General features: G+C 71.3%; 5 protein-coding genes. 3 read left to right on the top strand and 2 right to left on the bottom strand.

Features of this window, described 5'->3' with window-relative positions:
• Positions 1-629 precede the first annotated feature (629 nt).
• Positions 630-2,384, top strand: a complete 1,755-nt coding sequence (locus ACWGDE_RS27745) for a carbohydrate-binding module family 20 domain-containing protein (protein WP_453391760.1) — start codon at positions 630-632, stop codon at positions 2,382-2,384.
• Between the two features lie 44 nt (positions 2,385-2,428).
• Positions 2,429-7,813, top strand: coding sequence for a pullulanase-type alpha-1,6-glucosidase (gene pulA, locus ACWGDE_RS27740; protein WP_453391761.1), 5,385 nt, complete (start codon positions 2,429-2,431; stop codon positions 7,811-7,813).
• Positions 7,814-7,855: 42 nt separating this feature from the next.
• On the opposite strand, the gene ACWGDE_RS27735 is transcribed toward pulA, so the two are convergent.
• On the bottom strand, positions 7,856-8,392 hold the full coding sequence (locus tag ACWGDE_RS27735; protein ID WP_453391759.1) for an N-acetyltransferase family protein: 537 nt from the start codon (positions 8,390-8,392) through the stop codon (positions 7,856-7,858).
• A 57-nt stretch (positions 8,393-8,449) separates the two neighbouring features.
• Positions 8,450-9,187 carry a TetR/AcrR family transcriptional regulator gene (locus ACWGDE_RS27730; protein WP_453391758.1) on the bottom strand — a complete coding sequence of 246 codons (738 nt, stop codon included), beginning with the start codon at positions 9,185-9,187 and terminating at the stop codon, positions 8,450-8,452.
• Between the two features lie 349 nt (positions 9,188-9,536).
• Between ACWGDE_RS27730 and ACWGDE_RS27725 the strand changes: the two genes are divergently transcribed.
• Positions 9,537-12,750, top strand: a 3,214-nt coding sequence (locus ACWGDE_RS27725; RefSeq protein WP_453391757.1) for a LamG-like jellyroll fold domain-containing protein, incomplete at its 3' end; no start/stop codon positions are given.

The raw sequence follows: 12,750 nt of genomic DNA, 5'->3' as shown, positions 1-12,750 counted from the left end.
TGGGCCTCTGACTCGGCCGTTCCTCCCTCTCGTTCCTCCCGGCCATCCCCCGGGGGGATCCCGGGAGTCTTGTGTTTTTCCGTGTCGGGTCGGTCGGTCAAGGGTGGCCGAAGGCCATCGCGAAGCGACGCGACGTAGGAGCGCCCTTGACGGGCCGGCCCGGCGCGGAAGGACACTGGACTTCCGGGACGCCCCCCGGTCACCGTCAAAGCCACCCCGACTGGGGACCCCGCCGGTCTTTACCCCGCTTGGCCGTCGAAGCGTCGCCCGGCTCGGTGTCCCGCGACTCCCCGCCCCGCCCGGGGGTCAAAGCCCCCCGCCTGGGTGCCTCGCCACCCCCGCCCCGCCCGGGGGTCAAAGCCCCCCGCCTGGGTGCCTCGCCACCCCGGCCCCGCCCGGCGGCCAAAGCCCCCCGCCTCGGCGCCCCGTCTCCCCGCCCCGCCCACCCCCCCGGACTCGCTCGCGAAACAATTCTGCAATCTCTTGCGCAAAGTCTTGCAGCGCCTTCCCCTGGCACCTACGGTCGCTCCAATCCCCAACTCGGCCGTATCCCGGCCGGAACTCGACCACACCCCGGCCCCGACCGGCCTTCGGCCGGTGCCGTGCCTCTCCGCCAGGAGGAACACCGCATGCTCACCCGTGCTCGCGCCGTCAGAGCCGCCGCCGCGCTGCTTTCCGTATCCGCCGTATCCGCCGGAGCCGCCCTCGCCGTCGTCGGTGGGGCCGCGCCGCGGGCGTTCGCCGCCGCGCCGGGGGAGAAGGACGTCACCGCCGTCATGTTCGAGTGGCGGTTCGAGTCCGTGGCCAAGGCCTGCGGAGACAGCCTCGGGCCCGCCGGGTACGGGTACGTGCAGGTCTCGCCGCCTCAGGAGCACATCCAGGGCGGGCAGTGGTGGACCTCGTACCAGCCCGTCAGTTACAAGATCGCCGGGCGGCTCGGTGACCGTACCGCCTTCAAGGCGATGGTCGACGCCTGTCACGCCGCCGGGGTGAAGGTCGTCGCCGACTCCGTCATCAACCACATGGCGGCGAACGACGGTACGGGGACGGGCGGTACTTCGTACACGAAGTACAACTACCCGGGCCTGTACTCCGGCTCCGACATGGACGACTGCCGGGCGACGATCTCCACGTACACCGACCGCGCCAACGTGCAGAACTGCGAGCTCGTCCAGCTCGCCGACCTCGACACCGGCGAGGACTACGTGCGCGGCCGGATCGCCGGCTACCTCAACGACCTGCTGTCCCTCGGGGTCGACGGCTTCCGGATCGACGCCGCCAAGCACATGCCCGCCGCCGACCTCGCCAACATCAAGTCCCGGCTGACGAACCCGAACGCCTACTGGAAGCAGGAGGCGATATACGGCGCCGGCGAGGCGGTATCGCCGAACGAGTACCTCGGCAACGGCGACGTGCAGGAGTTCCGCTACGCCCGCGACCTCAAGCGGGTCTTCCAGAACGAGAACCTCGCCTACCTGAAGAACTTCGGGGAAGCCTGGGGGTACATGCCCTCCGGCCAGTCCGGGGTCTTCGTCGACAACCACGACACCGAGCGCGGCGGCGACACCCTCAACTACAAGGACGGCTCCTCCTACACCCTCGCCAGCGTGTTCATGCTGGCCTGGCCCTACGGCTCCCCGGACGTGCACTCCGGCTACGAGTGGACCGACCGTGACGCGGGGCCGCCCAACGGCGGCACGGTGAACGCGTGTTACTCCGAGGGCTGGAAGTGCCAGCACTCCTGGCGCGAGATCTCCTCGATGGTCGCCTTCCGCAACGCGGCGCGCGGCCAGGCCGTCACCGACTGGTGGGACAACGGCGGCGACCAGATCGCCTTCGGGCGCGGCGCCAAGGCGTACGTGGCGATCAACCACGAGGGCTCGTCGCTGACCCGGACGTTCCAGACCTCCCTCCCGTCCGGCGACTACTGCGACGTGCAGAGCGGCCGCGCGGTCACCGTGGACTCGGGCGGGCGGTTCACCGCCACCCTCGGCGCGGGTACGGCCGTCGCCCTGCACGTCGGCGCCCGCAGCTGCGGCAGCACCCCCACGCCGACTCCCACCCCCACCCCCACCCCCACGCCGACCGCCGCCGCCGGGGCCTCCTTCGCGGTCAACGCCACCACCGTCGTCGGCCAGAACATCTACGTCACCGGTGACCGCGCCGAGCTCGGCGCCTGGAACACCGGTAGCGCCCTCAAGCTCGACCCGGCCGCCTACCCCGTCTGGAAGCTCGACGTCTCCCTCCCGCCCGGCACGGTCTTCGCGTACAAGTACGTCCGCAAGGACGCCGCCGGCAACGTCACCTGGGAGAGCGGGGCCAACCGCACCGCCACCGTCCCCGCGAGCGGCAAGGTCACGCTGAACGACACCTGGCGCAACTGACCCTCCCGTCCCGCACCGTCCCGCACTCGAGGAGAACCGCCTTGATACGCCCCGCAGCGGGAGTGATCGCCGCCACCCTGGCCGTGACGCTCCTGCCCGCACTCCCCGCCGCCGCGGCGGCCGCCGCCAAGGCGCCGCCGGCCCCGCCCTCGGACGCCAAGCTGGCCGCCGAGCCCGCGCGCCACGACCTGACCCGGGAGCAGTTCTACTTCGTGCTCCCGGACCGGTTCGCGAACGGCGATCCGCGCAACGACCGGGGCGGCCTGACCGGTTCCCGGCTGGAGACGGGTCTGGACCCGACGGACAAGGGCTTCTACCAGGGCGGAGACCTCAAGGGGCTGACCGACCGGCTGGACTACATCAAGGGGCTCGGCACCACGGCCATCTGGATGGCGCCGATCTTCAAGAACCAGCCGGTGCAGGGCACGGGCAAGGACGTCTCGGCCGGCTACCACGGCTACTGGATCACCGACTTCACCCAGGTCGACCCGCACTTCGGGACCAACGCCGATCTGGAGCGGCTGATCGACAAGGCGCACGGGAAGGGGATGAAGGTCTTCTTCGACGTCATCACCAACCACACCGCCGACGTCGTCGACTACCGGGAGGCTTCCTACGGGTACCTCTCCAAGGGCGCCTTCCCCTATCTGACCAAGGACGGGGTGCCCTTCGACGACAAGGACTACGCGGACGGGAAGAGGAAGTTCCCGGCCGTGGACGGCGACTCCTTCCCGCGGACCCCGTTCATCCCGGAGGCGAAGAAGAAGCTCAAGTCGCCGGCCTGGCTCAACGACCCGTCGATGTACCACAACCGCGGTGACTCCACCTTCGCCGGCGAATCGTCCGAGCAGGGCGACTTCTTCGGCCTCGACGACCTGTGGACCGAGCGTCCCGAGGTCGTGGAGGGGATGGAGAAGATCTACGAGAAGTGGGTCGACGACTTCGACATCGACGGCTTCCGGATCGACACGGTCAAGCACGTCAACACCGGGTTCTGGACGCAGTGGGCCACCGCCCTCGACAAGTACGCGGCCCGGCGCGGCCGCGAGGACTTCTTCATGTTCGGCGAGGTCTACTCGGCCGACACCGCCGTCACCTCCCCGTACGTGACGCGCGGCCGCCTCGACGCCACCCTCGACTTCCCGCTGCAGGAGGCGATCCGCTCGTACGCCTCCCAGGGCGCGGAGGCCGGCCGGCTGGCCTCGGTCCTCGGCGACGACTACCGCTACACCACGGACAAGGCGAACGCGTACGAGCAGGTCACCTTCCTCGGCAACCACGACATGGGCCGCTTCGGGACCTTCCTGAAGCAGGACAGGCCGGGGGCGGGGGAGCAGGAGCTGCTGGACCGGTACCGGCTGGCCAACGAGCTGATGTTCTTCTCGCGGGGCAACCCGGTGATCTACTCCGGTGACGAGCAGGGCTTCACCGGCGCGGGCGGCGACAAGGACGCGCGCCAGCCGCTGTTCGCCTCCCGGATCGCCGACTACCTGGACGACGACCAGCTCGGAACGGCGCGCACGCACGCGAGCGATGCTTACGATCCGGAGCACCCGCTCTACAAGCAGATCAGTGCTCTCTCGAAGCTGACGAAGGACCACCCGGCACTCCGGGACGGCATCCAGAGTGAACGTTTCTCCGACGGGTCCGCCTACGCCTTCGCCCGCACCGACGCCCGCACGCGCACCGAGTACCTGGTCGCCGCCAACAACGGCACCGAGCCCCGCACCATCGAGCTCGACGCCCCGGCCGGCGCCCAGTACCGGACCCTGTACGGGGCAGCCGCGGGCACGGCCCTGCTCCGCGCCTCCGCCGCCGGGAAGCTGACCGTCACCCTCCCCGCGCTCGGCTCCGTGGTCCTGCGGGCCGAGGCCCCGCTCGCCGCCCCCGCCGCCAAGCCCGCCGTGACCCTGAAGGCCCCGGCCCCCGGCGCCACCGGCGCCGTCGAGCTCTCCGCCGACGTCACCGGCGGCGGCCTGAACCGCGTCGTCTTCGCGGCCCAGACCGGCAACGGCAAGTGGCAGGTCCTCGGCTCCGCCGACCACGCCCCCTACAAGGTCACCCAGACCATCGACGCGGCCACCGCCCCCGGCACCCCACTGCGCTACAAGGCCGTCGTCGTCGACTCCGCCGGCCGCACCGCGAGCGCCCTCGCCGCCTCGGCCACCGGACAGACCCCGCCCGTCGAGGTGCCCACCGCCACCCAGCGCGAGTACGCCGTCGTCCACTACAACCGCCCCGACGGCGACTACACGAACTGGCGCCTCTACGCCTGGGGCGACCTCGCCGACGGAGAGGCCACTCCCTGGCCCGCCGGCCACGACTTCACCGGCCGCGACGCGTACGGGGCCTTCGCCTACGTCAAGCTCAAGCCCGGTGCGAGCAGCGTCGGTTACCTGGTCATCGACAAGGACGGCAACAAGGACGTGGCCGCCGACCGCACCATCGACGTCACCAAGACCGGAGAGATCTGGCTCGACCAGGGCAAGGAGGCCCCGCGCCCCGAACGCCCCGCCCACCCGCCGCAGGACACCGCCAAGGCGGTCCTCCACTACCAGCGCCCCGACGGCGCCTACGAAGGCTGGGGCCTGCACGTCTGGACCGGCGCGGCCAGCCCCACCGAATGGTCCAAGCCGCTGCTCCCCACCCGTACCGACTCCTACGGCGCGGTGTACGAGGTCCCGCTCGCGGCCGGGGCGACCGGCCTCAGCTACATCCTCCACAAGGGCGACGAGAAGGACCTCCCCTCCGACCAGTCCCTCGACCTGAAGGCCACCGGCCACGAGGTGTGGATGCTTGCCGCCAAGGACAAGTACCTCCTGCCGCAGCCCGCCGGCAGCGCCGCCGCCCTGGACCTCACCAAGGCCCAGGCCGTCTGGATCGACCGCACCACCCTCGCCTGGAACGCCCCGCCCGCCGCGGCCTCCCTCCAGCTCCTCGCCTCCCGCGACGGCAGGATCAAGGCGGCCGGCGGCACCCTGACCGGCACCGAGGACGCCGCCTGGCTGCGCCTGGCCAGGACCGAACTCACCGCCGTGCAGAAGCAGAAGTACCCGCACCTGGCCTCGTACGCCGCGTTCACCGTGGACCCGCGTGACCGCGACCGGATCCCGGCCTCCCTGCGCGGACAGCTCGTGGCGAGCGCCCGTACGGCCGGCGGCGCCGTCCTGGCCGCCACCGGCGTCCAGCTCGCGGGCGTCCTCGACGACCTGTACGCGAACGACGCCCCGCTCGGCCCCGTCTTCAAGGACGGCCGCCCCACCCTCTCCGTCTGGGCCCCCACCGCCCGCGAGGTCGCCCTCGAACTCGACGGAGGCGGCGAAGGCGGACGCACCGTCGCCATGCACCGCGACGACACCACCGGCGTCTGGTCGGTGCGCGGCGACCGCGACTGGACCGGCAAGCGCTACCGCTTCGCCGTCACGGTCTGGGCCCCGGCCGCCGGGCAGATCGTCCGCAACCTGGTCACCGACCCCTACTCCACGGCCCTGACCACCGACTCCACGTACAGCCTGGCCGTGGACCTGGCCGATCCCAAGCTGGCCCCGCCCGGCTGGCGCGACCTGAAGAAGCCCGCGCCCGTCCCCTTCACCTCGGCCCAGATCCAGGAGCTGCACATCCGCGACTTCTCGGTCGCGGACCGCACCACCACCCACCCCGGCCAGTACCTGGCCTTCACCGACACCGGCTCGGCGGGCATGCGCCACCTGCGCGACCTGGCCGCCGCCGGAACCTCCTACGTCCACCTCCTGCCCGCCTTCGACATCGGCACCATCCCGGAGAAGGCGGCGGACCGCACCGAACCCGCCTGCGACCTGAAGGTCTACGCCCCGGACTCGCAGGAGCAGCAGGCCTGCGTGGCCGCCGCGGCCGCGAAGGACTCGTACAACTGGGGCTACGACCCGCTGCACTACACGGTCCCCGAGGGCTCGTACGCGAGCGATCCGAACGGTACGGCCCGCACGGTGGAGTTCCGCCGGATGGTGCAGTCCCTGAACGGCGCGGGCCTGCGCACGGTCATGGACGTGGTCTACAACCACACGGTGGCCTCGGGCCAGTCCGACAAGTCGGTCCTCGACCGCATCGTCCCCGGCTACTACCAGCGGCTCCTGGCCGACGGCTCGGTCGCCACGTCCACCTGCTGCGCCAACACCGCGCCCGAGAACGCCATGATGGGCCGCCTCGTCGTGGATTCGGTGGTCGCCTGGGCCAAGCAGTACAAGGTCGACGGCTTCCGCTTCGACCTCATGGGCCACCACCCGAAGGCCAACATCCTGGCCGTACGCGCCGCCCTCGACGCGCTGACCGTCGCCAAGGACGGCGTGGACGGCAAGAAGATCGTCCTCTACGGGGAGGGCTGGAACTTCGGCGAGGTCGCCAACGACGCCCGCTTCGTCCAGGCCACGCAGCAGAACATGGCCGGCACCGGCATCGCCACCTTCTCCGACCGGGCCCGCGACGCGGTGCGCGGCGGCGGCCCCTTCGACGAGGACCCGCGCGTACAGGGCTTCGCGTCCGGCCTGTTCACCGCGCCCAACTCCTCGCCGGCGAACGGGACCTCGGAGCAGCAGCGGATCCGGCTGCTGCACGACCAGGACCTGATCAAGGTCGGGCTGACCGGCAACCTCGCCTCGTACGCCTTCACCGACTCCACCGGCCGCGCGACCAAGGGCTCCGAGGTGGACTACAACGGCGCCCCGGCCGGCTACGCGGCCGCCCCCGGCGACGCGCTCGCCTACGTGGACGCGCACGACAACGAGTCCCTCTTCGACGCCCTGAAGTACAAGCTGCCGGAGGGCACTTCGGCCGCGGACCAGGCCCGTGCCCAGGTACTGGCGATGTCGGTCGCCGCCCTCTCCCAGGGCCCGGCCCTCTCGCAGGCGGGCACCGACCTGCTCCGCTCCAAGTCCCTGGACCGCAACTCCTACGACAGCGGCGACTGGTTCAACGCCGTCCACTGGGACTGCCGCGAGGGCAACGGCTTCGGACGGGGCCTGCCGCCGGCGGCCGACAACCGCTCGAAGTGGCCGTACGCCCAGCCGCTGCTGGCGGCGGGCGGGGCCCCGGGCTGCGCGGAGATCGACGGGGCCTCGGCCGCCTACCGCGACCTGCTGAAGATCCGTACGACGGAACCGTCCTTCGCCCTCAGGACGTCCGAGGCGGTCCAGTCGAAGCTGGCCTTCCCGCTGTCGGGGCCGGCCGAGACCCCGGGCGTGATCACGATGACCCTGGGCGACCTCGTGGTGGTCTTCAACGCCACGCCCGCCGCACAGGTCCAGCGTGTCCCGGCCCTCGCGGGCACCGGTTACGCCCTGCATCCGCTCCAGGCGTCGGGCGCCGACGCGGTGACCCGGCGGGCGGCCTACGACACGGCGAAGGGGGAGTTCACGGTCCCGGCCCGCACGGTGGCCGTCTTCAAGCGGGGGTGAGCCGCGGGCGGGTCCGCCGAGCCCGCCGGGTGGGGGAGCGGCTCAGACCAGTGTGAGCCGGTCGAGCCGCTTCTCCAGCAGGATCACTCCGTACACCCGTCCGTCCTGGCCCACCTTGTGGGGGAACTCCCCGACCACCCGGTAGCCCGCGCCCTGGTAGTACGCGAGCAGCCGGGGGTTGGTGGACACGCAGTCCAGCCGCGCCCGCTCGCGGCCGGTCCTGGCGATGCGCCGCTCGGCATGTTCGAGCAGCCGCCGGCCGGTCCCGGCGGGCGCGGCTTCGCGTTCGACCATGAGCCGGTGCACGTAGCCGGCGACGGGCGGCTGGACGCCCCAGGCCTCCTCGTCGGACCACCACAGCTCGTAGGCCCCCACGGCGTGCCCGTCGGCGTCCGCCGCGAGCCAGACCTCGCCCTCGCGCATGATCGACAGGAAGTGCGCGGCGTCCTTCTCCCCGGGCTTCCACTGCTCGATCCCCTGCCCGCGCATCCAGCGGGCGGCCTGGTCGTACAGCGCCACGAGCGTGCCGGTGTCCTTCTCCTCGGCCGCCCGGAACAAGATCTCGTCGTCAATGATCACGCGGGCATTATTGCGCGCTATTCGATCAAGGAGCCTCGCCCGGCCGAGGGGCGCCGCTCAGCGCTGACCGGGCACTACGGGGCCGGGCGCCGTCGCGCCGATCACCGAGGGAGTCAGCGCCACCAGCCGCCCCACCAGCTCGCCGAACGGGCCGTCGGCCGGCTCGTCCGCGAGGATCCGTACGAGGATGCCCGCCATCTCCGTGTCGTACGCCGCGCTGACCGCGGCCAGCGCGGCGAAGTCGTGCACGAGCTGCAGCTCCAGCTCACCGCGCGGGATCTCCCGGCCGTCCAGCCAGAGCAGCGCGGTCGACTCCGCGAGCGAAACCCACGACCGCACGACGAGCGCGAGACGCGCGGGCGGCTTCTCGATGCCCAGGTGCGCGAGGATCTGCTCGTACGCCGCCTGCCGCACCTCGTCGATCATCGCATTGGCCCGGCTGCTCCCGACCGCCGGACCGCCCCGCATCAGCGCCGAGAACCCGGGCCCGTGGTCGTCGACGAAGGCGAAGAACCGCCCCATCACCCGCAGCAGCCGCGCCCCGAGCGGACCCTCCTGCGGCTCCACGAACCGCAGCGCCAGCTCATCGGCGGCCCGGCGCAACGCAGCCTCGTACAGGCTCAGTTTGCCCGGAAAGTAGTGATAGACGAGCGGCCGGGATATCCCCGCCGCCGCCGCGATCTCGTCGATGGACACATCGTCGGGCGACCGGTGGCTGAACAGCTCCAGCGCCACCCCGATCAGCTGCTGCCGCCGCTCCTCGACACCCATCCTGCGCCGCACCCCGGTTGTCATGCGGACCACCCTACTGCGCGCCTCCACCCACCTCCTCCCGCGCCCACCACCCACCCCGGCGCCCCGGGGCGGCACGGGCGCGGGCCGGGCCGGGTTGTCCGGAAAACGGCGGTCGGCGGAGCGGGCGCGCGGCCTCGGCGCCGTCCCCCGGGGTTCCGGCGGCAGCCCGTCCCGGGTGCCTCTCGAACCGCCTACTTCCCCTCCTGCCAGCGGTGTTGACCGCTCCGGCCTGCGGCTTTAACGGGCGTTTAGCCGGGGGGAGTCCACTCCGGATGTCTGCCGCAGGGGTGCGGCCGGATTCGTTTCACGCCGGATCGGGGATCCGGTGTCACTTGGGGAAGTTGACAACATGCCTTCAGACAGAGGCCGGCTTTGGCGTGCCGTCGCCACGGTGCTCGGCGCGGTGCTCGTGGTGAGTGCCGCACCTGCGTTCACAGCGGTGGCCGATGCCGCCGCCGCACCACCCCTCAGCGAGAGCGACCAGGCGCTGAAGGACGCGAAGAAGTCCGGGAAGCCCGTCGAGGTGGTGGGCGAGCGCACCGACTCCACCACGACGTTCGCGAATCCGGACGGCAAGTCGATGCGTCTGGACATGTCGGCGGTTCCGGTCCGGGTCAAGGCCAAGAGCGGCTCGGGCTGGGTCGCGCCGGACGCGACGCTGGAGGTCCGGGCCGACGGCACGATCGGCCCGAAGGCCGCTGTCGCGGGTGTCAGCTTCTCCGGTGGTGGTGACGCCTCGCAGCTCGTGACGATCGAGCGTGACGGGCGGTCCATGACGCTGGGCTGGCAGGGCGGCCCGCTGCCCAAGCCGGTCATCGACGGCGACAGCGCCGTCTACCCGGAGGTCCTTCCGGGCGTGGACCTGCGGATGACGGCCACCCTGAAGGGTTACCGCGAGGTCCTGGTCGTCAAGACGCCGGAGGCGGCGAAGAACCCGAAGCTCCAGCGCGTCGAGTTCGACCTGAAGGCGAAGGACATCGAGCTCAACACGGCCGAGGACGGCGGTCTGTCCGCGAAGGACGCCAACGGCGTTCCGGTGTTCAAGGCCCCTCCGGCGCTGATGTGGGACTCCAAGGGCGTCCCCGCACCGCTGACCCTGTCCGCGAAGGAGAAGGTCGCCGCCGCCAAGACGGAGGGTGGCGCGCTGCCGAAGCCTCCCGTGGGCGGCGAGCCGACCGCTCGTCCCGCCGACGGCCCGATCCTCGGTTCGCAGGCCAAGAACATGCCGGTCCACGTCGCCAAGGACAAGCTGGCCGTCGTACCGGACGCCGCGCTGCTCGAGCAGAGCGACCCGGCCGCGTTCCCCCTCTACATCGACCCCTCGGTCGCTCTGGACGACGGCACGGAGCACACGGCCCTCCGCAACGACGGTGTCTCGTTCTGGGACTTCGACAACGGCAGCGACGGCCAGGGCAAGGGCATGGGCAAGTGCGGCTCCTGGGGCGGCTACTACTGCGGCCCGGGCTACGTGCAGCGCCTGTACTTCGAGTTCTCCCCGAAGAAGCTGGCGGGCAAGGACGTCCTGTGGGCCCGCTTCCGCGTCACCGAGCCGTGGGCCTTCCAGTGCGAGGTCCGCAACGTCTGGCTGGTCCGCATGGACGGGGAGATCTCCCCGTCGACGAGCTGGGGCAACAAGCCCAACTACGCCGACCTGATGGGCGACCGCTGGCTGTCCGCCGGCCGCGGCTCCGCCTGCGACCCGAACTCACCCGCCGAGGCAGTCGAGTTCTCGGACAACCATCCTGACGAGCCGGACGAGAACCTCACCCCCACCGTCCAGGACTTCGCCAACGGCAAGTACAACCGGCTGAACCTGGAGCTGCGGGCCGAGGACGAGTCGGACACCGCCTCGTGGAAGCGCTTCCGCAACGACGCGGTCCTGTCCGTCGACTACATCGGCAGGCCCAACACCCCGATCTACGTGGGTCTGGTCACGGGCTCGGGCGAGATCTGCTCGAACGACGCCGCCAAGCCCTCCGTCATCTCGGACCCGACGCCGGCCATGACCGCGATCACCGAGACCGTCTGGGGCGGCGAGGCAGGCGTCCAGGAGCGGATCCTCATGCAGACCGAGAAGAAGGAGACCAACGGAACCTGGACCCCGGTCAAGGCCAACGCGGGCGACGCCGACTACATCAGCCGGCCCTCCACGGGATTCGTGGGGGACAACGTCAAGGTCACCAGTGACCCGCCCGCCACGCTGACCGACGGCACCCAGTACCGCTTCCGGACCTGGACCCGCTCGTACGCCGACGGCCACGAGCGCACCAGCAACCCCAGCGCCGACTGCTACTTCAAGGTCGACTCCAGCGCCCCCAAGGCCCCGGCGGTCACCTTCGGCGCCCCGTACAGCCAGTGCACCAGCACCGCCTGCGCGTCGGCCGGCAAGCCCGGCCAGGCAGGTCAGTTCACCTTCGCACCGGCGAGCGGCGACACCGTCACGGCCTACCAGTACAAGCTGTCCACGGACACCGCGTGGACCGAGGTCGCGGGCTCGAACCCGACCGTCTCGATCACCCCGCCGGTGTCGGGGACGATGAAGCTGAGCGTGAAGGCCAAGGACCCCGTGGGCCGCTGGGGCGCGACGAAGATCGTCGACTTCGTGGTCAAGGAGGGCCCCGACGCGATCGGCTACTGGAACTTCGACGAGGCCTCCGGCCAGGCCATCGACAACTCGACCACCGACACGGCGCTCAGGAACAACATGTACCTCGCCGCCGGGGCCCAGCGCCCGCAGAACGGCCGGCGTGGCTGGGTGCAGGCGCCCACCCCGCACGAGGACCGCACGCTCCAGCTGACGAACGGCCAGTACGCGAACAGCGCCAAGCCGGTGTTCGACACCCGTAGCTCCTTCACCGTGGCCGGCTGGGTCCGCCTGGACCGCACGGACGGCACCTTCTCGATGCTGGCCCAGGGCGGCAAGAACTTCAGCGGTGTCGCCATCACCGCCGCCGCCGGCCAGCCGTGGTCGATGCAGATGGCCACGGACGACACCGCGGGCGGTACCGGCGCGATCAGCAAGCTGAACGGTCTGAACCCGGCGCAGGCCGGGGTGTGGACCCACGTCGCCGCCACGTACAACGAGTCCACCGACATCGCGAAGCTGTACGTCAACGGGAAGCTCCAGGGCCAGATGACCGTCGCCAACCCCATCGCCGCCCTCGGCGTCATGGGAATCGGCGCCTCCAAGCAGTCCGCCGCCTGGACCGAGCAGCTCCCGGGCCGGATCGACGAGGTCAAGGTCTGGCAGGACGAGAAGAGCGCCACCGAGGTCAAGCAGGACTCCTCGCTCTTCGACCCGGCGACCGGCAAGCCCGCCGTCGACCTGGCCGGAGCCTGGGACCTCACCACGGCCGGCCCCGGCTTCGCCGACACCTCCGGCAACGGCCGCACCCTGACCGCGACCACCGGTACGCCCGTCACGGGCGGCGCCCTGGTCCTGAACGGCACCACCCAGGCGGCCACCGCCGCGGGTCCGGTCGTCGACGACACGGGTTCGTTCTCGGTGACGGCCGAGGCGAAGCTCGACAACACCGCTCTCCTCGCCAAGCCCAACGGTTACA

This window comes from Streptomyces sp. NPDC054956 (assembly GCF_053609185.1).
The sequence above is the reverse complement of the archived record's forward strand: the minus strand, read 5'-3'. Positions and strand labels throughout refer to the sequence as shown.

Coding starts and splice junctions, on each gene's coding strand:
- ACWGDE_RS27745 (WP_453391760.1), top strand. CDS start 630: ATGCTCACCCGTGCTCGCGCCGTCAGAGCCGCCGCCGCGCTGCTTTCC.
- ACWGDE_RS27730 (WP_453391758.1), bottom strand. CDS start 9,187: ATGACAACCGGGGTGCGGCGCAGGATGGGTGTCGAGGAGCGGCGGCAG.